The organism is Desulfallas sp. Bu1-1, assembly GCF_015594625.1.
Lineage (GTDB): Bacteria > Bacillota > Desulfotomaculia > Desulfotomaculales > Desulfallaceae > JADNRQ01.
Window position 1 is genome coordinate 19,896 of record NZ_JADNRQ010000008.1, and the last position, 22,913, is coordinate 42,808.

Here is a 22,913-nt window from a genome sequence, read left to right on the forward strand (position 1 = left end):
GCCTGTTCACTCCTCATCTTGTCAGTATATCCCCGCGGACAGAAGTAAACTGATAATCAGCCTGCGCAGCAGTTCCAGGACAAAAAAGGCGGCGATGGGAGAAAAGTCGATCATCCCCACCGGCGGAATGATCCGCCTGAACAGGCCCAGTACAGGCTCGGTGGTTTCATAAATAAATCTGATTATGGGCTGGTACGGATTAACCCTGACCCAGGATAGAATAATGCGGATAAATATCAACCAGGTGTAAACCTGAAAGGCCACGTTAACGATTGTTGTGATGCCGATATTCATAAGTCACCCCGTTTATTTTTTATCCTCCCCCGAAAGCTGCCGGGAGCGCGCGGTCGCCCGTTCCACCGCCCGCACCAACGCCGCCCGCAGGCCGCCTTCCTCCAGGGCAAACAGGCCTTCGATGGTGGTGCCCCCGGGAGTGGTCACCATATCCTTGAGCACGCCGGGGTGCCGCCCCGTTTCCAGGATCATCCGGGCAGCGCCCAGCATGGTCTGGGCGGCCAGGGTAAGCGCCACGTCGCGGGGCAGTCCCACGCGCACACCGGCGTCGGCCAGCGCTTCCGCTATAATATACATATATGCCGGACCGCTGCCGCTAAGACCCGTAACCGCATCCATCAGGTTTTCCGAAACCGGCACCGCCCGGCCCACCGCGCCGAACATGGTGAGGGCCAGTTCCAGGTGCCGGTCCGAAGCCCACCTGCCCCGGCATACCGCCGTGGCTCCGGCGCCGACCAGCGCCGGGGTGTTGGGCATGACCCGGATCACGGGTACTTTCCCCACCAATTTCTGTTCGATAAAAGATGTGGATATCCCCGCCGCGATGGAAATAACGGTGTGCCTGTCGCCAATCCGTCCCCCGGTTTCCGCCAGCACCTCGCCCACAACAAATGGTTTTACGGCAAGAACAATAATATCGGCATCGCCAACCAGCGCATCATTATCCGAAACCGTCACAACTCCGAATTTATCCCGCAGGTACGCCGTGCGCTCCCCGCTTACATCACTTACCCGGATTCGCTCCGGCGGCACCAGGCCCGCCCCGGTCAAACCGGCAATCAGGGCCTCGGCCATGGCTCCTCCCCCGATAAATCCCATATTTAAATTTTCCAGCAACATATGTATAGCATCCTTCCGTCAGCTGATCCAGTTACTTCATCCAGGCAAAGATCCCCTTCTCCCTGGCCTGTTCCCCCGCAACACTGTCGATGTCCACATTGTTGGGCACAAACAAGAAAATTCCTTTACCCACTTTTTGCATGCTGCCGTCCAGCGCATAGGTGGCGCCGCTGACAAAGTCCACCACGCGCTTGGCCAGTTCCGGTTCGGCCTGCTCCAGGTTGATAATAACCGGTCGCCTGCTTTTCAGGTTGTCGGCAATGCCCTGCACGTCGTCAAAACTCCTGGGCTCAGCCACCACCACCCGCACCTGGCGCTGCGCGTGCAGGCTCACCACCTGGCCCCGGTTTTTTTTAGGTCTCGGCTGCACAGGGGGCTCCTCTTCAACAAAGCGCCCTTCCTGTTCCCTCTCGTCCAGCGGCTCTTCCTCGAAACCCATGAAATTAAGCATTTTGTCCATAAACCTCTTTGACAAATCGCCCACCCCTTTTTAGTATGTACGGGCACCAAAAATCGCCGTGCCCAGGCGTATCATATTTGCTCCTTCTTCCACAGCCACCTCGAAATCGGCCGTCATCCCCATGGAAAGGTAATCCAAACACGTGCCGGGCGCCGCGTTTTCGCCCAGCCGCCGGGCCAGCAGGCGCAGTTCCCGGAAATACGGCCTGGCTTCCTCGGGATTTTCCACGTAAGGAGCGATGGTCATCAGGCCCTGCACCTTGATTCGCTTCAAGTCCCCCAGCGCATCCAAAAAGTCTTGCGCCTCGCCGGGACTGATCCCGAACTTGCTTTGTTCGCCGGAAACGTTAACCTGCACCAGCACCCGCGCGTCAACGCCCAGCTTTTCGGCTTGCCGGTTGATTTCAACGGCCAGGTTCCACCTGTCCAGCGAGTGGATCAAGTCAACCCGGCCCACCACGTATTTGACCTTGTTGGTCTGCAGGTGCCCGATCATGTGCCAGCGGAGGCCGGGGGGCAACTCGCTCATTTTGGCCGTCATTTCCTGCACCCGGTTCTCTCCCAGGTCGGTTATCCCCGCTTCCAAGGCTTCCCTGATCCGGGATACATCCACCTGCTTTGTAACCGCAATGATTGTGATTTTGCCCGGGTCCCGGCCAGCCCGCGCGGCGGCCCGGCACACTCTTTCCCTGACCCGCTGCATGTTGTCCCGCACGTCCAAGAAAAACCATCCCCTAGTCATCCAGCCGGGCGCCTTCCCGGGCCCAGGCCGGATTGCTCACATAGCGTAGCGCTTCGCTTAAACCTTCGCCGCTGATGGCCACCTTGCCGTCAACATTGTCCCTGGCGATCACAGGCATCCAGCGCAGGATTTGCTTGGACACCACATAAATTCCTGGTTTACCGTCTTTAAACACCAGCGCCCTTTCGGGAACCAGCCATCCCGCGACCCGCCGGGTCACCAGCTCCAGCCGCTGGTAACGCTCGTGCACAAAGCTTTCCGGGTACTTTTCAACCTCCACAAACATTTCCAGGCCATCGCCCCCGCCCCGCACTTCGGTAATTCCGCCCGTAAGCTCCCGCCCGTTGCAGAGCAAATGAACCGCCGTCCCCTTTTTCCATAACCGGGCGGCGTCATCCCCGGGGTTGTCCAGCTTGATGTAAATCAACACGGGCTGCAGGTTGTCCACCAGTTTGCCGATTAATTCCCCTCCGGTCACTTCGCCGCCCCCGGCGACTTCCCGGTTATTACTTATTCTTTCAACCGCTCCCATGTCCAATACATCGATCATCCCGGGCACGAGCAAGCCCTCCAGGCCGTCCAGGTGGGTGCAAAACACCCCCGCCCCGGGACTCCACACTTTATGGCTCGACACCCCCTGGATTTCCGCCAGGGGGGCGCCCACCCGCAGCCGCTCGCCGTCGCGCGCCAGCAAACGCAATTTGCCGGGCGCGGGGGCCTTGACCGTCTCCTCCCGCCTGATTAAGACGCCCTCGACCGGTGTGGTCTTGACAATCTCTTCCCGGGCGAGCAGGCGCACGTCAAGCAACCGCGCCAGCACGGCGCTTTTGGCCCAGGCCGCCCCGTACCAGACGCCCCACAGGGTGACCGCAAGGACGCAGAATAAAAGGGCGACCGCCGGAATAAACCGCCTGGGACGAAGCTTGTATCTCCCCACACCGCCCCCCCTTTTACTGTTATGAAAATATTGAAAAAGATTTTACAGGCGGGTGTCAAAAATTACATAATAAAGTACTACCTCATAAAATGATAATTTCCTGCCGGTAAAAACAAAAAAACAGCCCGCCCGGGGCCTATTTTAATCAGTTCATCATCTTTTTTTGCCCGGCCGGGTGAAACCGTCAGTTGAGTTCCCGTCTTTCACCGGTAACCAGGTAAATCACAGCCTCGCCGATATTGGTGGCGTGGTCGGCAATCCGCTCGATGTACCTGCTTACATAAAGCAGATAAGCGGACTGGTAAGCGTTGGCCGGGTCCTCCTTTATGCAGCCGATCAGTTCGCGAAAAATGCGGTTGAAGATAAAGTCCACGTCGTCATCCATAGCGCACATGTCCCCGGCTTTTTCCACGTCCCCGGAAACATAGGCGTCCAGGCTATCTTTTACCATCCGCTGCGCGATACCCGCCATCTCGGGGATATATTGCACCGGTTTAACCCTGAGGGGGTGACCGGAAAGGCACATGGTGGCCCGGGCGATATCCACACAGTGGTCGCCCATGCGCTCCAGGCTGAGCACTATCTTAATGGCGGCCACCGCCACTCGAAGATCCCTGGCCATGGGTTGCTGGGTGGCAATTATCATAACGCACTTGTCTTCAATTTCCCGGCAAAGCTCATCGACCACCTCGTCACCCATGATCACCTGGGCGGCCATGGCTACATCCAGCTTGGTCAGCGCCTGCACGGAATCGTACACCGCCTGTTCCACCAAGCTGCCCAGGCGCAAAATGTCCTGCTGAATCTCCTTGAGTTGGCGTTCGAAAGCAGATCTGCCCCCCATGTAATCCCCCCCTGTCTTAACCAAAACGCCCGGTGATATAATCCTCGGTGCGCCGGTCCGCGGGTGTGGTGAAAATTTGGCCGGTGGACCCGAATTCCACCAGGTTGCCCGCCAGAAAAAACGCGGTGTAGTCGGAAACCCGGGCCGCCTGCCGCATGTTGCGGGTTACGATTACAACGGTATAGTTCCGCTTGAGCATGTAAATAAGCTCTTCCACCTCCAACGCGGAAGCGGGATCCAGGGTCGACGTAGGTTCATCCATCAGCACCACCTCGGGCTCGACCGCCAGCAAGCGGGCAATGCACAGGCGCTGCTGCTGACCGCTGGTCAGGTTCATGGCCGGGTACTTGAGGCGGTCGCTCACCTCCTCCCACAGCGCCGCCGCGCGCAAGCTCATTTCCACGATTTCATCCAGCCGCTTGCGGTTTTTAATGCCGTGGATGCGCGGTCCGGAGGCCACGTTGTCATAAATCGACATGGGAAAGGGGTTGGGTTTCTGGAACACCATCCCCACTTTTTTCCGCAGGGACATTACGTTGCACTTGTCATTGTAGATATTGGCCCCGTCCAGTAAAACCTCTCCTTCCACCCGCACGCCCTCGTATAAATCGTGCAACCTGTTCAGGGCACGCAAAAAGGTTGATTTGCCGCAACCGGGCGGTCCAATCAACGCAGTTGTTTTATTGGCGACAATGTCCATGTTGATGTTGTGCAGGGCATGGAAATTTTTATAAAACAAATTCAGGTTCCGAACCGAAATTTTGCTTTCCATTCGGCCACTCCACCGTCCGATTAAGTTTATTCATTGTACCAGCAGTTGATTAGACCCTTGTTAGCGGAATGTTAATTTTATATTAAGCATTGTCGTTACCACCGGGCGCGGAAGGGTTTTCCAGGGGTAGGAAAATAGAGAAAACCGAGCCTTTGCCGGGAGCGCTTTTCACCTCAACCCGCCCGCCGTGCCCCTTGATGATGTGCTTGACGATGGCCAGCCCCAGCCCGATGCCGCCCAGTTCCCTGGAGCGGGCCTTGTCCACGCGGTAAAACCGTTCAAAAATGCGGGGCAGGCTCTCGGCGGGAATGCCCACACCGGTATCGGCGACGTCAATCCTGATTTCGTCCTCTTCCACGGAGGCGCTTACCGTCACGGTCCCTCCGGAGGGCGTGTATTTAATGGCGTTGTCCATCAGGTTGATCAACACCTGGGCCAGCATGTCGGGGTCCCCGAACAGCGGGGGCAGGCGGGGCGGCAGGTTGGCCCTGATATTGATCTCCTTTTCCTCGGCGTGGTTGCCGCAGACGGCCAGCACCCGGTCCACCAGGGTGCCGATTTCCACGCGCTGCCACCGGTGGATCACGCGACGTTCCTCAACCTTGGACAGGTACAGCAGTTCTTCCACCAGCTTGGAAAGGCGCCCGGTTTCGGAAGCGATAATCCCCAGGAAATGCCTGGTCATCTCGGGGTCGTCGGTACCGCTGTCCAGCAGCGTTTCCACGAACCCGCGGATGGAGGTGAGGGGTGTTCTCAACTCATGGGACACGTTGGCCACAAATTCGCTGCGCATCTGCTCCGCGCGCCTGCGCTCGGTGACGTCCCGCAGCAGCACCACGGCGCCGTCCTGGTTGCCTACGTTGAGCGGGGTAATGTGCAGGTGAAAAATACGGGGTTCGGGAGAAATGATTTGAATTTCCCGGGTCAGCGGCTTGTTCCCGGCAAGCACCTTGTGCAATGTCCGGTCCAGGTCATAGTTGCGGATTACTTCCAACAGGCTTTTGCCGCTGCAGCCCGCCTGGTTGATGCCGAACATCGTTTCCGCGGCGGGGTTGACCATGATGATCCGGGCTTCCCTGTCCACCGCGATCACCCCGTCCGCCATACTGTTCAAAATGGCCTGGGCCCGGTTTTTTTCCGCCGTAATTTCATCAATGGTCACCCGCAGGCGGGCGGCCACATCGTTGATGCTCCTGGCCAGGTCCCCTATTTCATCCCGGGAGGTGATATTGATCTCCCGCTCCAAATTTCCCCGGGCAATTTCCCTGGCCGCGGCAATAATTTCGTTCAGCGGCCCGATCACCCGCCGGTACAGAACCCAGGCCAGACCGGCGGCCAGGGGCAGGGTTACGGCCGCTGCGCCGGCGAAGCTGATTTTTTGCGCGGCATAGAGCTTGAGAATGGCGAAAAACAAAAACAGCATAAAAAAATAACTGGCTACGGGGCGCCAGCCAATGCCCTGGAAGAAACGCCAAAATTTCAACTGGACACCTCCCTGAACCGGTAGCCCACTCCGCGTACGGTCTCAATATACTGGGGCATACCGGGGTATTTTTCCAGCTTCTGCCTCAAATGCCGGATATGCACATCCACCGTCCGGGAGTCGCCTGCGAAATCGTAACCCCAGATTTTTTCCAGTAAATGCTCGCGGGAAAAAACTTTACCCGGCTCACTGGCCATAAAGCGCAGCAGTTCAAATTCCTTGGGAGTTAAATCCTGTCGCTCGCCGTCCACCAGCACCTCAAATCTTTCCTGGTCGATCACCAGCCGGCCCAGAACCATTCTTTGCCCGCCGCCCTCCCGTTCCCTGTCTTCGGTGCCGGGCTGCTGCAGGCGGCGCAACCTGGCCTTGATCCGGGCCACCAGTTCCCTGGGGCTGAAGGGCTTGGTCACATAATCATCGGCCCCGATCTCCAGCCCCAGTATTTTATCCAGTTCATCGCCCCGGGCGCTGAGCATGATCACCGGAATGCTCCGCGTTTCCGCGTCCTGGTTTAACTGCCGGCAAACCTCCAGCCCGTCCATCAAGGGTAACATGACATCCAAAACAACAAGGTCCGGCTTTTGCGACTTCACCTGCCTGAGGGCCTCGAGGCCGTCATACGCCGCAATCACCTGGAAGCCCTCCCGCTCCAGGTTGAACTTGATCAATTCCACGATATTTTTCTCGTCGTCAACCACCAGTATTCTGGGCAATTTCATCAACCCCCGGTCAGCATGATTAACGAGGCCATACGGCCCGTCCGGCCGTTTTGCGCCCGGTGCGAGTAAAACAGGTCGCCGCGGCAGGCCGTGCAATAACCGGCCATGGTGATATGCCCGGGCCTGATTCCGGCCTCCAGCAGAATGAGGCGGTTCATTTCCGGCAGGTCGAGCAGCCACCGGCCTGGCCTGCCGGGCCGGGCCGGAACACGCCCGGGCAAGCAGGACCGCGCCGCTTCAATAACCGGCTGGTCCACCTCGTAGCAGCAGGACCCTATGGCGGGCCCCACGGCCGCCAAAATGTCCCCGGCGCTGCACCCGTGATGCTCCTCCATGTGGCGCACCGTTTCCGCGCCGATGCGCAGCACCGTCCCTTTCCACCCGGCGTGGGCCAGGGCGACCACCCTGCGCACCGGGTCCAGGAAAAACAACGGCACGCAGTCGGCGTAATAGCTGGAAAGAAGCACCCCCGGCTCGGCAGTAACCAGTGCATCCACGCCCGGCAGGGCGTCTTCCCCGGACAGGGCACCCCGGCCGGCTTGGGAAGCATCAACGGTAATCACCCGGTTGCCGTGCACCTGCCGCCCCGCCACCAGCTGGGAGAGACCGGCGCCGAGCAGCCGGCAGACGCGTTCCCGGTTGGCGGCGACGTCCCCGGGGGTGTCCCCCACGTGGAACCCCAGGTTCAGGGACTCGTAAGGAGCCGCGCTCATGCCGCCCAGCCGGGTGGTGAAAGCGTGCGCCACCAGGCCGGTGGCCGTGAAGGAGGGGATGGTCAGGTAAACCAGGTCGTCATGCCGGTTGAGCTGGAAGCCTTGATCCATAACAACTTCCTTTCCAGATACTCTTATCTAACGGGCGCTCCGGCGGTTTCTTCCAACCACCAGCGACCAACCACTAACCACCAATTACGCTTTCCAGGTTTTTCAGCTGTTTCATCACCCGCTCGAAAACCGCCTGGTCGGGCGGCGATTGGAGCAAGCTGTCCATCTTGGCCGCCACCGCCTGGTACGCCCTTTGCAAGTCTTCGGCGCTGAAAACCACTCCCGGGGTAAGATCAACGGTTTCCTGCCAGGCGGGGGCATGAGCCGGGACCCCGATTTTTTCGGGAATCAGTTGTCCCATCACATTAAGGGCTTCGGGGTCCCCGTGTACCAGAAACACTTTTAGGGGCTTGCGCTTATAGGCGTTCAACCAATTCAGCAAGCCCTCCCGGTCGGCGTGGGATGAATAGCCGTCAATGCTCCTGATATCCGCCCGCACTGCAATCTCCTCGCCGTGAATGCGGATGGAGGGCACGCCGCTGAGCAGGCGCTGCCCCTTGGTACCGGGAGCCTGGTAACCGACAAACAGCACGGTGCACTCCGGGCGCCACAGGTTGTGTTTTAAATGGTGCTTGATGCGCCCGGCATCGCACATGCCGCTGGCGGACATGATGATCGCCCCGCTTTTTATATCGTTCAAGGCGCGGGACTCCTCGGGAGTGCGTGAAAAGTGCAGGCCCGGCATGGCCAGCGGGTTGCCGCTGGACGAAATCAGGTTGCTGGTTTCGCGGTCAAAGTAATGGGGATGCCGCTTAAAAACCTCGGTGGCGGCCACCGCCATGGGGCTGTCTATATAAACCTTGACGGGCGGCAGTTCCCCTCTGAGCATTAACAGGTTGATATCATAAATCAGGTCCTGGGTACGTTCCACCGCAAAGGCGGGGATAATCAGATTGCCGCCCTTGTTATATGTTTCGTGGATCACTGCACGGAGTTTTTCCAGCCTGTTGCCCTTGTTCTGGTGCAGCCTGTCGCCATAGGTGCACTCCATTACCAGGTAATCCGCTTCTTCGATGACGGCGGGGTCGTTGACGAAGGGCTTCCCGGAAGCGCCCAGGTCCCCGCTGAACACCAGCTTGGTTTGCTTGGTCCCCTCGCGCACCCACATTTCCAGAATGGACGACCCCAAAATGTGCCCGGCATCTGCAAACCGGACGGTAACATCGTCACTCAAGCTGACTATTTTGTTATATTTTACCCGTTCTATCCTTTTCACGTAACGAAAGGCGTCTTCGGCGGTATAAATGGGTTCCAACAATTTTTTGCCCGCCCGCCTGGCCTTCCGGTTCAGGCGTTCTACTTCCATCTCCTGGATGTGGCCGCTGTCGGGCAACAATACTTCCAACAGGTCCACGGTGGCGTCGGTAGCCAGCGCCCGGCCCTTAAACCCGTGTTTGTAAAATTTCGGCACCAGGCCGCTGTGGTCGATGTGCGCGTGGGTGAGCAATAAAAAATCAACGCTCGACGGGATCATGGCAAAGGGCAGGTAGTTGCGCTCACGGGACAACCGGTAACCCTGAAACATGCCGCAATCGACCATGATTTTCCTGCCGGCCGCTTCCACCAGGAAGCAGGAGCCGGTAACGGTTTGAGCCGCGCCGTAAAAAGTTATCCGCATTAAATTTATTCCTCCAATACCATATTATATGCGTAGTGACTCCGGTTACTTTGCAAATAACTTTTCTCCACATAAAACGACATTCCCTGCAATAAGAGGTAAAAAGTAATTCCACCCTTGACAGAACAAACCCGGAGGCATAAATTAATTAATGAAGGGAGTGCATGTAAATGCCGATTTACGAATTCCGTTGCCATAAATGCGGTCACCGTTTCGAAAAATTATGTTCGATGGGAGAAAGCGGTGAAAATCTCCAGTGCCCCTCTTGCACCACCCCGGGGCCGAAGCGGGTCATGTCGGGTTTCAGCGCCAAGGGTACTGAAAGCGGCGGCCCCGTCGCAGGCGGAGGCGGCTGCGGCACCTGCAGTTCCTCCAATTGCAGCAGCTGCGGCCATTAAACAGCGGGCATACTTTAAAAGGCAACCTGCACACAGCGGGTTGCCTTTTATTTTTACCGGACACAGACCGCGGTTACATCGTCGATGATGACACTGTTGTCGTTGCCGAAACGACCATAGAAGATAAAGCGAAGTTCCATCCGGTAGGTTCCCTCCGGCAGCACCCCCGTGGTGAAAGAATAAAACTCGTAGGTGTTGTTCGGGATCTGCCCGGGGCTATAGTTTGGATCCACCCGGCCGACGAACCGGCCGGCCCTGTTGTATAACCGTATCTCCGCTTCCAGCGCATACCTCGCCGTTGCCCCGGCCCGCACGTTCTCCCGGGCCCAGAAGTCGATCCGGTAGATGCGGTTGGGCGAGGCCAACACCTGCTGGGACAACGTCGCCAGGCGATTGGCCCTAGCCCCCAGTTCGGCTGCAAACGAGCCGGAGTGGGACAGCCGGGTGCGGCGAATATTGATACCGGTCCAAACAACGGGAGTGTTAATGTCTCTCCACTGCTCAATACCCGGGTCCCGGATAATATTTTCCCTCGGGCACGGCTCCGTAGTGGGCGGCGGCACCTGTCCCGGTCCGACCACCTGGATTACCGTCTGCACGTACTCATCGCGCAGGTTTTCAGCCACATTGAAAGCCCGGATGGTGAAGTTGTCCGGAGCCACGTAATTTCCCTGTTTATTGCGCAAATCCCAGGTGGCCGTATAGGTGCGGCATTCGCCCGGCTCCAGCACCTCGGTTCCCCCGGCCTGGGTGAAAACCCTGCCGTCGGACCAGCGCCAGACCTCCCTCGTTCCGTGCAAGGCGACAATGTCGAACCGCTGGCCGGTGGAGTAGCGCAAGGTGATGGTGCGGTTTGTGATATTGCACTTGGTGAACGTGATTTGAACCTGTTCCCCGCGGGCATATTGCCTGCGGTCGGTTACCAGCACGTAACGCAGGCCCCGCACCGTCCTGGTGGCAAACGTGCCCCGGGTTGTCTGCCCGGGGGGCGTTTGGCCGGGTACGTCGGGAACGATTAATTGCTGCCCGGCATAGATGTTATTGGGGCTGGTAATATTATTCAACGCGGCCAGCCGCTCCACGGTGGTGCCGAAACGTCCGGCTATCAAGTAAAGGGTGTCCCCTGATCTAACCGTATATATTGCCACGCCGGATCAATACCTCCTTTCCGTTGTTAATCAGAATCTTAACCTTACTGTATGTAACGGAAAGGAGAAAGGTGATTTCCCTGCTGCTCGCGGCAACCGGCATTCTTTCGGTAAATCAAACCATGTTTGCCTAATTCAACTATAGCAAACAACCAGAATCGCAAAACGCAACACCCGGCACTACAGTTGCAGCAGGGTAACCCGGTTCGACCTTAAGCTGGCGGGTACGTCAATGATTCGCTGGTTGCGGGAACCCCTGAAGGCCAGGTTCAGGTCCCTTTGATCCTGTTCAAACCGCCCGTCCACCAGCACGTCAATATTTTCCAAAAACCCCCTCCAACCCGCCCGGCTATCCATGTTTTGCAAGATATGCTCGAACGTGTAGCCGGTATAACACCACACGTCCAGTCCCAATTTTTTAATTTCCCCGGCCAGGTAGGCAAACTTGCCGGCCTGTTCCATGGGGTCGCCCCCCGAGAAGGTAACGCCTTTCAACACCGGGTTTCTTTTGACCTGGTTAATTATTTCGTCCATATCGTAAGGCCGGCCGCCTGCAAAATCCCAGGTAAAGGGGCTGTGGCAGCCGGGGCAGCGGTGCCGGCAGCCCTGCGCCCAGATCACGAACCGCAGTCCCAGCCCGTCCACAACGCTCTCCGGCGTAAGGCCGGCCAATCTAACGGTTTTATCGTTCATTCCCGTATCCCTCCACTCATTCCAGAATGTCGCCGGATCGCCCCTTGCTGCTCGCTTTGGTTATCCGGCGCACCGGCGGTTTCCTCCATTCGTTTCACAATTTTACCCCTACGGCCGGAGTTACCTGCTGTTAACGCTTTCAACAAACAGCCAAATTACTTCTGCACGCCCCAAGGGGTCATGGCTCTTGGGCTATGACGGAGCGGCCCGGGGTTAACCCTTGCAATCTCTTTCAGTCTACCGCCCGAACAGCCTGGCGTAAATCGCCATTTTTCTAAAGTTGCGGCGCATGGTTGGAGAGGACAGGCGATAAATATCCAGCACCTCGTCAAAAAAACGGGCCGCTTCACGTCGCCGGCCTATACTTTTAAAGTACTTGCCCGTGTCAAAGAAAGACTTCACCGAACCATAACGCAGCAACGCATCAACCAGCTTTTCCCCGCGGGAATCGTCCCCGACCCTGTGCCCGTGCTTGATCAGGTACAGGTAAGGGTAACCGTGGGCAATCTTGGGGTTGAGCCGAACGGACTCTTCCAACTCCCGCCGGCTTTGGTCCAATTGGCCCAGGTGAAAATACGCGGCGCCCAGGTAAAATCTGGCAAGCGCGGAATCTTCCATTTTAACCAGCGCGTTTTGCAAGTGATTCACGGCCCGCCGGTACTGTCCCCGTAAAAAAAACGATTCCCCCAGTTCCAGCTGGGCGTTGGCGTTTTGCGGGTTGACCTGAACCTCGCGCAAAAGCTCCGCCGCTCGTTTTCTGCGCCGCAGGGGGGCCAGGAAATCGGGCAAAATGCCGATAAATCTCCGGTCGATAAAAACGTATAGCAAGGCAATGACCAGCAGCGCCACCAGCGGGTTACGGGTCAACATGGATAAAAGCACGAAGATCCATACCGTTTTCAAAAAAAGCCATCTCCGTCCTGCATTATTTCCAATTAATATATCACTTTCCGTAAGCAATTTAAAGTTATTACCAAACAAATCAACATGCGGGAGAAAGCCCGAATAAGCCATTACGCCTTCGCTACAATACAACAGCAATAAATTGTTCACGTAAGTGTGGGTTCACCGGATGGAACAATCTCCCACCCATTGTAAATTTTTTAACAGCTAAACCAATTAATTATCTATATAATTTTATATATTATTTTATCTTAAAGGAGGATGATTCACCAATGACCGGAATGACTGAAAAACTTAAAAAATATGCCCGCGATCTGGGCATAACAGCCATCGGCACAGCCCCCGTGGAGCGTTACCACCTGGCGCCGCCCGGCCACCGGCCCGGGGATTTCCTGCCGGCTGCAAAAAGCGTCGTCACATTTGCCTACAAGCTGAACGACGGGCCTTTGAACAACCTTCCCGTAACCAGAAATCAGTACATGGTGGAATTTGAAGCCGTCAACCAATTTTTACTGCGGACGGCCCACAAAATAGCACGCTTTTTGGAGTCAGGCGGATACGAAAGCGTGGCCTTTGGACCGGAAGCCGCCATCGGCGATTACCCGCGCTTAAAAGGGGACCTGTCCCACAAGCATTCAGCCGTACTGTGCGGCCTGGGCAGCTTTGGAATCAACAACCTGCTCCTCACGCCGGAGCACTATGCCCGGGTGCGGCTGGCCAGTGTAGTTACCACCGCCCCGCTGGATTACGACGAGCCGTTGACTATCTCTGTTTGTCACCAGTGTTTAAAATGCGTGCGGGAATGCCCATCCGGCGCTTTGGAAGACTGGGAAAAAAGTTACTCCCCGCAAACCGGCTGGACTATTAATAAGGAAAAATGCGCCCATTATATGTTTGTAGCCAGCGCCGGCAAGCGCTGCGGCATGTGCGTTAAGGCATGTGCACAAAAATGATTTAAATTTGTGTAAACTGTTTTACTGCACCAATGCCCATATTTTTTTATGCTATAACAAAATGCCAGGGGGTGAAACAGTTTGTCCGGAAAAAAAATATTATGCTGCGGCATCCTGCGTCATGAACTGGAACACCTGTTGGGGGAACAAAATGCGGATATTACCTACATTGACGCAGCTTTACACGTGGATCTTGATAAGCTGGCCCAATCCGTAACCGAAAATTTACGCGGGATGGATGGAAACGATATCCTTTTGATAATAGGGAATCAATGCCACCCGGAGCTGGAGCAAATAGCTGCGGAACACGGTGGTCGGGTAATTCAGGCTAAAAGTTGTATTGAGATGCTCCTGGGAGAAAAAATGGCGGAGCTGGACGCCGAAGCCAAAACTTTTTACCTTACCAGCGGGTGGCTGGAAAACTGGCGCAAGATTTTTATGGAAGGGTTGGGTTGGGACGCGGTTGATGCCCGGCAAAATTTCGGTTATTATGATCGTATATTGCTTTTGGACACTGGAATTGTACCCATTGACGACATGAATCTGCTTGAATTCTATGACTACGCTCAAGTGCCCGTGGAAACTATACCGGTGGACCTGGACAATTTACGCAAGCTGTTGGAACAACTTTTGAACGGGTGAACAATTAATGCAAAAAATTAAATGCATGAAAGAGCTGGCCCTGTTTGCCACCCTTGATTTTACGGAACGGGAAAAAATAGGGGTACTGGCCGGTAAAAAAGTTTACCGCAAGAACGAAATGATTTTCCGGGATGGAGATCCCGCGCATACTATTTACCTGATTAAGTATGGCCGGGTCAGGTTGTTCAAAGTTTCCGAAGGCGGTAAGGAAATTACCCTCGATATCCTCAAAGAGGATGATATTTTCGGTGAAAACACTTTTTTTGAAGAGAACGCCCGCCATACCATGAATGCCCAGGCGATGGAGGATACCTTTATCTGCTCATGTAACAAAGAACACTTCGCCATTTTGCTGCAAAACCCGAAAACCGCCCTGAAAATAATCCAACTTCTGGGGGGCAAATTAAATAATTACACCGAGAAAGTAGCCAGCATTGCCTTCCAGGATGTGAAAGGCAGAATTTCGGCCGTGCTGCTTAGGTTGGCCGGTGAATACGGAAAACCTTCTCCCGAAGGAACCATTATCGATATCGACCTCACTCACCAGGATATAGCATCCCTGGTCAACGCCTCACGGGTCATGGTAACCAATGTTCTGGGCGATTTGAAGCAGGAGGGGGCCATCACCACCAGGGGACACCAATTTATCCTTTTAAACAGGGAAAAACTTGCCGGCGCCATCGCAGCCGTGTAACGGGGCTGGTGGTATGAATCAAAATAAATTACATTGCCCCAAGCATAGCAGGGATAAAGAAGAAGTTGACGCCCAAATTAAAAAAATGGTCAGCCGGGTAAATTTGATGCGGGATTTACTATTCGAAATCAAAGCCGGCACCCCCCTCGGCAAAACCGTTAAAATGCTTTTGAACCTGTTTCTCTGTGAGGGTGAGGACGGAACTTCGGATTTAACCAGCATTTCTTACCACAAACTCGCCAACTTGATTGGTATCAGCCATACAGAGCTGCAGGAATCCCTGGAACACTTGCAACAACAAGGCATAATTTTATATAAACCGATATCCAAGTAAAGAAATTATAAGTTGCTGCTCATTTGTGGCAACTTTTTATTTTTCTTGTAAAACAGTTTACTTATTTTAATTGCTTTTACAAGTAATATAATGCTAAAGCTTTTAAGCTTGCTATAAAAAATTTAAAAGGAGGAATCACCTATGTCAGTACGCGAAACCATTAAAAAACAGATTATCGGAGCCCTTAAAGGAGCGAATTTCCCAATAGCCACTCCGGAAGCACTACTGGCCGCTTTTCCCCAGGGAGCGGATACCACTTGCAAGGCCGGGGACCTCGAAGTTACCGCCGGCGAAGCCGGAAAGCTTTTGACGGCCGGGGATTTTCCGTTTAACAGCGCTGAAGAAGTGGCTGAAACCATCGTTAACAGAGCCGGGCTTAAATAATAAAACCGTCCCCGAAAGCGATTCCTAAAAAAATTTAGAACCTTTTTTAAGAAACGTTTAAGATTTTGGTAATTAATCTGTAATCACTACGCTATAAACTATATTCCAAGGTTCAAAGCAATTAATTATATTAATAACCAACCGGGGAGGGTCAAGCATGGCATGGAGCATCACCAAATTCAGCGGCGAAGAGATTATCAGGCTGGCTGTGGAAATTGAAAAGCAGGGTCAAAAATTTTACGAACTGGCAGCGGCAAAAATTGATAATCCTGAAATTAAAGCGGTTTTCAATTTTCTGGCCGGAGAAGAAAGCCAACATATCGCCGATTTTGAAATGCTGGGAGAAAAGTTGCCCAGAGATTTTGCGCCCAATGAAAGCTACGTCGGGGAATACGGGGATTACATCAAGGCGCTGATTGACAACCATGTTTTCAACCACAATAACATTGACAAATTCCTGGACAACATAACCGTAGCCAGGGAAGCGCTGGCAGTGGCCTTAAGGTTCGAAAAGGATTCAATTCTCATCTTCCAGGAATTATATAACGTGGTTGACCCGGCAGGTAAGGAAATAATAGAAAAACTGATTCAACAGGAAAAACAACATATCAGAAAACTCGCCGTCGATGTGCTGCCCCATAATTAATTGCTGCCGGGACGGCTAAACCGCATCCCGCCACGCTTGCAAACCAACAACGGAGCCTTCCCCCGGCTCCGTTGTTTTGCTTTAAACCCTACTTATTCTTATAGATCACGTGTTCCAGAAACAACACCGCCAGCACTCCCACCACGAAACCGTTGCCCAAAACCGGCCTTAACGAGGCGGGGAAAGCATTCAGCACCTCAACCGGCAGGAAGGCGACGATAATGCCCAGCATGAGCGGCAGGCCAATGATTAAACCGCTGTCGAAATCAAACCGCTCCCTGGAACCGAAGGCCACCAGCAAACCGGCCGATATCTGCGAACACATGATGTAAACCAGCACGGCACCGATGATCACGGAAGGGATGCTTCCGGTAAAGGCGATGGCCGCCGGAGAAAAGGAAAACACCAGCAGGCCCAGGGTAGCGGGGATTAAGGTAAACCTGGAAGCGCACCCCGTGGAAGCTATTACCCCCGGGCTCAAGGAAAAGTTGACCGGCCCAATGACACCGAAAAGGCCCGATAAAATGTTGGCCAGCCCGGTCAGGGAAATACCCCTGGTAATTCGTTGCGGCATTTCGTCCGGTTTCAGCAGTTCACCGACGGATTGGATGGAGCCCAGGTCGTTGATGGAAAGGGCTAAAAAGCAAACCAGAAATGAAACTAATATCCCCGGATCCAAGGCCGGGTTTAAATTAAAATTACGAAAAAAGGAAGCAGCCCAATTAAAGTTGCCGGGCGTCACACCCGCGTATTGCGGAAAGGCCAGGAAGTAAAACAGGCTTCCCGCGATCATGGCCCAGACAATCAAAGTCGACTTCCAAACGCCGGTGAGATACCCGCCGGCCACAAACATCAATAACACCAAAACCAGGGCGAAGATTAAGTTGACCGGCGCCGCCCCTCCGTCACCGGGCGCCACGATTAAATTCATAATCGTCGGGGCCAGGGTAAAAGCAATCAATAACAAAATGGTGGCAACCACCCGCGGCGTGAAAAATTTTCGCAGCTGACCGAACAACCCGGTAACACCGAGAATAAACAGGATGAAGCCGCCCACCATGATGGAAGTGTAAACGTAATTCAGGTCGCTTCCCCGGCTGGCCACAATTCCCACCAGCAACACCGCGGCCGGACCGGTAACCAGCGGCAGGCGGTGGCCCCATAAAAGCTGCACCAGCATGGCAACCGCCGTAACAAAAAACAGTTTTTGAACATACAGTACCTGCCCGGCGGGATCGGGGTAATGCATAACGGCCACCACTTTTCCGATGATGATAAGCGTGGGAACAGAGATGGCCAGCCACTGAAATCCATAAAGAATCAATTCCCCCCAAGGCGGAATATCATCCAGGGCGAACTTAAATTGCAAATTGTTCAACGTTATTTGTTCCTTTCCAACACTTTGAGCCAGGTTTCCTTCTCCAAAAAGCTGCCGGGCACGTTACTTTCCATTTCCCGGTACATTTTATATGGCACCGTAAAGGATAGAATGTCCTTTTCCACGTGTTTCCTGGCCGAAATATCCGTCAGGCCGATAATAGCCCTTGGCCGCTCGGCGTCGCATTCCCGGTAAGGAATGATGCACGTGCTGTGGCAACCGGCACCGAACGGCGCAACCACATTAAAGTTGGCCTCCCTGGCGTAGTGGGCCAGCACCACCAGGGCGGAGAGCTGGTCCGGGTTCACTAAAAACACGATCACCCTGGGTTCTTCGTTTTCGGCCACCTGTTCAATGGGCTTGAACACAACGAATTCCGCCGGGACATCCGTCATGGGCAGGGAATTTACAAATTTCGCGGCCAGCTCCGGGTTTTTTACGTAGCCTTCACCGTGTTCCAGGGCGGGCATGTTGCGGACAATATTTTTTCCCGCTTCCGTCCGGCCGAATTCCTTATTCCCGGTGGAAAGAAAATACTCAATTCCCCCGGGGAAATTAACATACTGGTTGCCGAAACCCAACCCGACACCGCCGCCCAAGCAGCCGAAGGTTTTGCGGTCAAACGCCGCCGTTTTCCCCAGGGCCGCGGCCCGCAACATGGCGACCACGCAACCCCAGCGGCCCTCTTTGAATTGCAGCGCCCCCTCTGGCTTTTCGTCCGTCCATAAAACAGCCACAGGGGAATAGCGCATGTTAATCGCCTCGGCAATGATACTTTGCATCATCCCAACCTCCTTTTAATTATGCTAAAACTAATCCCAACCTGTTGTTTTGTCCACGTTATGCTTACTGATATTTTAACAAAAAAACTTAAGTATGCTAATAATCAATTCGTTAACTGGAGAACAAAGATCGCCCGGGGCCGGTTTAAACCAGCGATAAATTGGTTTGTGGAAATTAAAATAACGCACGCCTGGTGTTGCCGAACGCTAGTCAACACCCTGTGAGCGCAAATAATGGGCCAGGGCCAATAGCGGCCAGATGAAACGGTAACTGTGGTAATTAATGTAAAACCCTCCGGGCAGCCCCGCCCCTGTCGGGTAGCTTGCCTCAACGCCGTTTTTCTCCATTAACCGAACCAGCGCTTCGATACCCCGGGTAACTGCGGGGGTGCCGGCCAGGCCGGCGGCAAGCAAAGCATCAACAGCCCAGGCTGTCTGGGACGGCGTGCTGAACCCGAGGGGTACATAACGGCGATCCGAGTCGCTCAGGCACGATTCCCCCCAACCCCCGTCGGGGTTCTGAATCGCCAGCAACCAGTCAACGGCCCTGGAAACGGCGGGATGATGCGGCTTTATTCCCACCGCCGTGAGCCCTGTAACGGCCGCCCAGGTTCCGTAAATATAAGCGATACCCCACCTGCCGTACCAGGAACCGTCTTTCTCCTGGTGCTTCAGCAGCCACTCCACTCCTTTCCGGACTTCGTTCCGTTCCAGCGACATGCCGGCGTAATTGCCCAGAAACTCCAGGGTTCTTCCCGTCAAGTCGGCGGCGGAAGGATCCGTCAGAACAGGTATCGCTTCGGGCATGGGCAGTAATTCCGGCCATTTTTTACCGGTATTTTTTTCAAAGGCCGGCCACCCTCCATCATCGTTCTGCATCGTCAGAAGCCACTCCAAACCGGCCCTGTACGCTCCGCCGTAAACCCCGGTGTAATTCACCGCCATCCGGTGCAGCGCCCGCAGCGCAGCGGATGTGTCGTCGACGTCGGGATTAATGGTGTTGGCATGGGAAAACCCCCACCCCCCCGGGCGCCCTTCCGGGTTATGGATCTTCCAGTCGCCGTTTCGCGTATGCTGCTTCTCCAGCAAATAGGCGGCCGCTTTTTGGATGGCGGAATGCGAGGGCGCCAAACCGCTTTCCTGCAGCGCGTATGATACCAAGGCGGTGTCCCATACGGTCGAGGTCGTCTCTTGCTGGTGAAAAAAGAGCCCCGTGAAACAAACCATCGCCTTGAGACCGTAATAAGCTTTTGTAATCACCGGGTGGTGCCTGTCGTATCCCAAAGCCAGCAGGGCAAAAATCATCAGGAACGTGGAGGTGAAGTAACAGTACAGGGTGCCGTCCCATTCTATCCTGGCCAGCATGAATTGCTCCAATTTATTCATCGCCAGGCTTTTAATTATGCCGCGCGGCAGCAGTAGTTTTTTCACCCCTTTTTCTATTTCACGCGCCAGCCGCTCAGGCATCTCCACGGCGGCATCCCGGCGGGAACCGGCCGGAAAGAGGTCGGAAAGCGAAGGACCGTCCGGTAATTTAAGCGAATAATTAAGGCTGGAGCAAACCATGAGGGGTGCCGAGTGAACCCGGCTATAACTGACCAGGTCAAAAAAATTTACCGGAAACCATTCGGGCAATAGGATCAGTTCATCCGGTACACCAGGCAGGTCGTCCCAGGAGTAATGGCCGGTCAGAGCAAGAACCACTTTGGTTAATGACCCCGCCTTGTGGGGACCACCCCTGGACAGGATGAATTCCCTGGCTTTTTGCATCACCGGGTCCTCTTTTTTCCTGTGCCCGGCCAGCAGCAGAGCGTAATAGCACTCAATGGTAACCGATAAATTCCCTTCCGGTTCGTCGTAAAAAAGTTTCCAGGCCCCGGAAGGCTCCTGCATGGATAAAATTCTACGGGCAAGTTCATTGATAAAAATTTCATCCATAATATTTAAATGGCGCAAAAGTATAATCATATATGCATCCATCGACGCACCGGTGTCAAAACAAAAATGCCAGGAACCGTCCCTTTCCTGGGTCTCAAGCAAAAAACTCCTAATGTCCTTGATTTTTCCGGACGCCAGTTCAACAAGACCTCGCTTTGCCATGGAGATACCCCTTTTACCTGTTTTTATTAATTTATGCAAATTCAGGTTAAAAAGATATTTTCCCGGGGATGGATAAAAAATAAATGATATTGAGCCCGGCTCAAGATAAAATAGTAATATACCGGTATTTTTTTACCGGGTGGCTGAAAAGCAACCAAAAGCATCTTCATGTAAACAGCAAGCAAATATTTTTTAACCCGATGGGAGGATCTCGATGAAAAAGGGTGCCTTACCCGCTAGAACGGAAATTCCGGATAAGTACAAGTGGCGAATGGAGGACATTTACGCCGGCGATGATCAATGGGAACAGGATTTCCGGAAAGTCGAGGAAATGACCGGCCAGGTTGAAGCTTACCGGGGTAAACTGGGGGAATCGGCCCGGAGCCTCCTGGAAGCATTCCGGGCCCGGGAAAAGATCAACGAACTCAACGAAAAGGTTTATACCTACGCCCGGATGCGGCGGGATGAAGACAACACCAATGCCGTCTACCAGGCTTTATCGGACCGGGCGGAAAGTTTAAGCGCCCGCGTGCAAACGGCCGTTTCTTATTTTGTGCCGGAGGTCCTCGAACTGCCGGCGGAAACGCTGGAACGCTTCTTTCAAGAGGAGCCCGGCCTTGAGCTGTACCGCTTCGCCCTGGAAGAAATTCGCCGTCAAAAACCGCACACCCTTTCCGCAGTGGAAGAGCAAATCATCGCCCGGGCGGAAGAAGTCACCCAGGCAGCGGCCAACATTTTCCGGATGATCAACAACGCCGATATCACCTTCCCCCCCATTAAGGATGAAGAGGGAAAAGAAGTGGAGGTTACCCACGGGCGGTATATCCAGCTCATGGAAAGCAGCGACCGCCGGGTACGGAGGGACGCCTTTGCTTCGCTTTACAGTTCATACCGCAAGCTCATCAACACCCTGGCCGCCACGCTGGGTTCCAGCGTCAAAAAGGACGTGTTTTACGCCCGGGTGCGCAGGCACCCGTCGGCACTGCAGGCGTCACTGTTTGCCGACAACATTCCCGTGGAGGTTTACGAAAACCTCATTCAAACGGTGCGTAAGAACCTGCCCCTAATGTACCGTTACATCCGGCTGCGAAAAAAAATGCTCGGCCTGGATGAACTGCACATGTACGACTTGTACACCCCCCTGGTCAAGGACATCAAATGGGATATCCCCTACCCCAAAGCCGTGGAAATGATCAGGGAGGGCCTGGCTCCCCTGGGGGATTCCTATGTTGAAACCATGGTTCGGGGCATTAACTCGGGTTGGGTGGACGTTTACGAAAACAAGGGTAAAACCAGCGGCGCTTATTCCTGGGGTCCTTACGGAGTGCATCCTTACGTGCTGCTGAATTACCAGGATAATTTAAACAATGTTTTAACCCTGGCCCACGAGATGGGGCACGCCATGCACTCTTACTACTCGTACAAAGAACAGCCCTATATTTACGCCCATTACAAGATTTTTACCGCCGAGGTGGCCTCTACGGTGAACGAGTCCCTGCTGGTGAACTATCTGCTCAACACCGTGACCGACCGGCACAAGAAGCTTTACCTGCTCAACCACTACCTGGAACAATTTCGGGGAACCTTGTTCAGGCAAACCATGTTCGCCGAGTTCGAAAAAATTATCCATGAAAAGACGGAATCCGGTGAAGCTCTGACCCCCGAACTGCTGTGCAGCGTATATCGCGGTTTGAATGCCGATTATTACGGGCCCGAAATAGTGGTGGACCGGGAAATAGAACTGGAATGGGCCCGCATCCCCCATTTCTACACGGCCTTTTATGTTTACAAGTACGCAACCGGGTTCTCTGCGGCCACGGCCCTGACCAGGCAGATTCTCGAGCAGGGCGAGACGGTTGTATCCCGGTATCTCACTTTCCTAAAAGCGGGGGACTCCGATTACCCGCTCAACTTGTTGAAAGCGACCGGCGTGGACATGACCACGCCACAACCGGTGCAAGAAGCGCTGGATTTGTTTGGCGAACTGCTGGACCAGATGGAGGAACTGGCCGGGTAAAGTCCCATATCTTTTTTAGAACCCCGTTGCGCTGTAACGCGCGGCGGGGTTTCTTGTTTTCGGGGAAATACCCATGCCCTTGGCGCGGCGCGAAGCAAGGGATGTGTAACACAATTCGGCCCGGAAGAATAATATTTAATGTCAACAAAATGGCTCTTTCGAACCCGGTTGTTAGTTGGTGCTAACTTTATTAACCCCAGCTAACAGGCAAACGGGCCCAAACCCGATAGATCGGGTTATTATTTGGGCCTTTAGTTAGATGGAGCTAACTTTTTTTTAACCTGCATTGGAAAGAGGGGTGATATAAAC

The 22,913-nt window shown here is 54.4% G+C and carries 25 protein-coding genes; 8 read left to right on the forward strand and 17 right to left on the reverse strand.

Going from position 1 to position 22,913, the window contains the following annotated elements; all coding sequences use genetic code 11:
* Positions 1 to 21: 21 nt before the first annotated feature.
* The 11 genes from IT084_RS09365 to IT084_RS09415 all read right to left on the reverse strand — a co-directional run bounded on the left by IT084_RS09365 (position 22) and on the right by IT084_RS09415 (position 9,532).
* Positions 22 to 294 carry a YggT family protein gene (locus IT084_RS09365; RefSeq protein WP_195712602.1) on the reverse strand — a complete coding sequence of 91 codons (273 nt, stop codon included), beginning with the start codon at positions 292 to 294 and terminating at the stop codon, positions 22 to 24.
* A gap of 12 nt (positions 295 to 306) precedes the next feature.
* Positions 307 to 1,134, reverse strand: coding sequence for a pyrroline-5-carboxylate reductase (gene proC / locus IT084_RS09370; protein WP_195712603.1), 828 nt, complete (start codon positions 1,132 to 1,134; stop codon positions 307 to 309).
* A gap of 31 nt (positions 1,135 to 1,165) precedes the next feature.
* On the reverse strand, positions 1,166 to 1,609 hold the full coding sequence (locus IT084_RS09375; protein WP_243276882.1) for a cell division protein SepF: 444 nt from the start codon (positions 1,607 to 1,609) through the stop codon (positions 1,166 to 1,168).
* 15 nt (positions 1,610 to 1,624) lie between these two features.
* On the reverse strand, positions 1,625 to 2,335 hold the full coding sequence (locus tag IT084_RS09380; RefSeq protein ID WP_313885456.1) for a YggS family pyridoxal phosphate-dependent enzyme: 711 nt from the start codon (positions 2,333 to 2,335) through the stop codon (positions 1,625 to 1,627).
* Positions 2,328 to 3,272: an HlyD family efflux transporter periplasmic adaptor subunit gene (locus IT084_RS18200; RefSeq protein ID WP_195712604.1), complete on the reverse strand. Its 945-nt coding sequence runs from the start codon at positions 3,270 to 3,272 to the stop codon at positions 2,328 to 2,330. Before IT084_RS18200 ends, IT084_RS09380 begins: the two co-directional genes overlap by 8 nt.
* A 184-nt stretch (positions 3,273 to 3,456) precedes the next feature.
* Positions 3,457 to 4,116 (reverse strand): phosphate signaling complex protein PhoU, encoded by a 660-nt coding sequence (phoU, locus tag IT084_RS09390; RefSeq protein WP_195712605.1) that lies wholly within the window; start codon positions 4,114 to 4,116, stop codon positions 3,457 to 3,459.
* A gap of 16 nt (positions 4,117 to 4,132) precedes the next feature.
* Positions 4,133 to 4,888 (reverse strand): phosphate ABC transporter ATP-binding protein PstB, encoded by a 756-nt coding sequence (gene pstB, locus IT084_RS09395; protein WP_195712606.1) that lies wholly within the window; start codon positions 4,886 to 4,888, stop codon positions 4,133 to 4,135.
* A gap of 82 nt (positions 4,889 to 4,970) precedes the next feature.
* Complete coding sequence (pnpS, locus tag IT084_RS09400) at positions 4,971 to 6,371, reverse strand: two-component system histidine kinase PnpS (RefSeq protein ID WP_243276883.1); 1,401 nt, start codon at positions 6,369 to 6,371, stop codon at positions 4,971 to 4,973.
* Positions 6,368 to 7,084 (reverse strand): response regulator transcription factor, encoded by a 717-nt coding sequence (locus IT084_RS09405; protein WP_279327857.1) that lies wholly within the window; start codon positions 7,082 to 7,084, stop codon positions 6,368 to 6,370. Before IT084_RS09405 ends, pnpS begins: the two co-directional genes overlap by 4 nt.
* A gap of 5 nt (positions 7,085 to 7,089) precedes the next feature.
* Positions 7,090 to 7,914: a peptidoglycan editing factor PgeF gene (gene pgeF, locus IT084_RS09410; RefSeq protein WP_195712608.1), complete on the reverse strand. Its 825-nt coding sequence runs from the start codon at positions 7,912 to 7,914 to the stop codon at positions 7,090 to 7,092.
* A 73-nt stretch (positions 7,915 to 7,987) separates the two neighbouring features.
* Complete coding sequence (locus IT084_RS09415; protein WP_195712609.1) at positions 7,988 to 9,532, reverse strand: MBL fold metallo-hydrolase RNA specificity domain-containing protein; 1,545 nt, start codon at positions 9,530 to 9,532, stop codon at positions 7,988 to 7,990.
* A gap of 170 nt (positions 9,533 to 9,702) precedes the next feature.
* Between IT084_RS09415 and IT084_RS09420 the strand changes: the two genes are divergently transcribed.
* Positions 9,703 to 9,930, forward strand: coding sequence for a zinc ribbon domain-containing protein (locus IT084_RS09420; protein ID WP_195712610.1), 228 nt, complete (start codon positions 9,703 to 9,705; stop codon positions 9,928 to 9,930).
* A 53-nt stretch (positions 9,931 to 9,983) separates the two neighbouring features.
* Here IT084_RS09420 and IT084_RS09425 read toward each other — a convergent pair whose 3' ends face one another.
* From IT084_RS09425 to IT084_RS09440, 3 genes are all read right to left on the reverse strand, one after another.
* Complete coding sequence (locus IT084_RS09425; RefSeq protein ID WP_207744511.1) at positions 9,984 to 11,078, reverse strand: BsuPI-related putative proteinase inhibitor; 1,095 nt, start codon at positions 11,076 to 11,078, stop codon at positions 9,984 to 9,986.
* Positions 11,079 to 11,258: 180 nt separating this feature from the next.
* Positions 11,259 to 11,771: an anaerobic ribonucleoside-triphosphate reductase activating protein gene (nrdG, locus tag IT084_RS09435; RefSeq protein ID WP_195712611.1), complete on the reverse strand. Its 513-nt coding sequence runs from the start codon at positions 11,769 to 11,771 to the stop codon at positions 11,259 to 11,261.
* Between the two features lie 237 nt (positions 11,772 to 12,008).
* Positions 12,009 to 12,674 carry a lipopolysaccharide assembly protein LapB gene (locus IT084_RS09440; protein WP_195712612.1) on the reverse strand — a complete coding sequence of 222 codons (666 nt, stop codon included), beginning with the start codon at positions 12,672 to 12,674 and terminating at the stop codon, positions 12,009 to 12,011.
* A 272-nt stretch (positions 12,675 to 12,946) separates the two neighbouring features.
* On the opposite strand from IT084_RS09440, the gene IT084_RS09445 reads away from it, so the two are divergent.
* From IT084_RS09445 to IT084_RS09470, 6 genes are all read left to right on the forward strand, one after another.
* Positions 12,947 to 13,627: an epoxyqueuosine reductase gene (locus tag IT084_RS09445; protein WP_195712613.1), complete on the forward strand. Its 681-nt coding sequence runs from the start codon at positions 12,947 to 12,949 to the stop codon at positions 13,625 to 13,627.
* 81 nt (positions 13,628 to 13,708) lie between these two features.
* Positions 13,709 to 14,269 carry a DUF1638 domain-containing protein gene (locus IT084_RS09450; RefSeq protein ID WP_195712614.1) on the forward strand — a complete coding sequence of 187 codons (561 nt, stop codon included), beginning with the start codon at positions 13,709 to 13,711 and terminating at the stop codon, positions 14,267 to 14,269.
* Positions 14,270 to 14,276: 7 nt separating this feature from the next.
* Entirely contained in the window at positions 14,277 to 14,963 is a 687-nt protein-coding gene (locus IT084_RS09455; RefSeq protein ID WP_195712615.1) for a Crp/Fnr family transcriptional regulator, read from the forward strand.
* Between the two features lie 13 nt (positions 14,964 to 14,976).
* On the forward strand, positions 14,977 to 15,297 hold the full coding sequence (locus IT084_RS09460; protein ID WP_195712616.1) for a hypothetical protein: 321 nt from the start codon (positions 14,977 to 14,979) through the stop codon (positions 15,295 to 15,297).
* A 141-nt stretch (positions 15,298 to 15,438) separates the two neighbouring features.
* The gene (locus tag IT084_RS09465) at positions 15,439 to 15,681 is read left to right on the forward strand and encodes an MTH865 family protein (RefSeq protein WP_195712617.1); all 243 of its coding nucleotides are present in this window, start codon (positions 15,439 to 15,441) and stop codon (positions 15,679 to 15,681) included.
* A 157-nt stretch (positions 15,682 to 15,838) separates the two neighbouring features.
* On the forward strand, positions 15,839 to 16,327 hold the full coding sequence (locus tag IT084_RS09470) for a ferritin family protein (RefSeq protein WP_195712618.1): 489 nt from the start codon (positions 15,839 to 15,841) through the stop codon (positions 16,325 to 16,327).
* An 88-nt stretch (positions 16,328 to 16,415) separates the two neighbouring features.
* On the opposite strand, the gene IT084_RS09475 is transcribed toward IT084_RS09470, so the two are convergent.
* The 3 genes from IT084_RS09475 to shc all read right to left on the reverse strand — a co-directional run bounded on the left by IT084_RS09475 (position 16,416) and on the right by shc (position 20,587).
* On the reverse strand, positions 16,416 to 17,705 hold the full coding sequence (locus IT084_RS09475; protein WP_195712619.1) for a uracil-xanthine permease family protein: 1,290 nt from the start codon (positions 17,703 to 17,705) through the stop codon (positions 16,416 to 16,418).
* A 2-nt stretch (positions 17,706 to 17,707) separates the two neighbouring features.
* Positions 17,708 to 18,487: a DUF169 domain-containing protein gene (locus IT084_RS09480; protein ID WP_195712695.1), complete on the reverse strand. Its 780-nt coding sequence runs from the start codon at positions 18,485 to 18,487 to the stop codon at positions 17,708 to 17,710.
* A gap of 207 nt (positions 18,488 to 18,694) precedes the next feature.
* Complete coding sequence (shc, locus tag IT084_RS09485) at positions 18,695 to 20,587, reverse strand: squalene--hopene cyclase (RefSeq protein WP_195712620.1); 1,893 nt, start codon at positions 20,585 to 20,587, stop codon at positions 18,695 to 18,697.
* A 214-nt stretch (positions 20,588 to 20,801) separates the two neighbouring features.
* Between shc and pepF the strand changes: the two genes are divergently transcribed.
* Complete coding sequence (pepF, locus tag IT084_RS09490; protein ID WP_195712621.1) at positions 20,802 to 22,604, forward strand: oligoendopeptidase F; 1,803 nt, start codon at positions 20,802 to 20,804, stop codon at positions 22,602 to 22,604.
* Positions 22,605 to 22,913 lie beyond the last annotated feature (309 nt).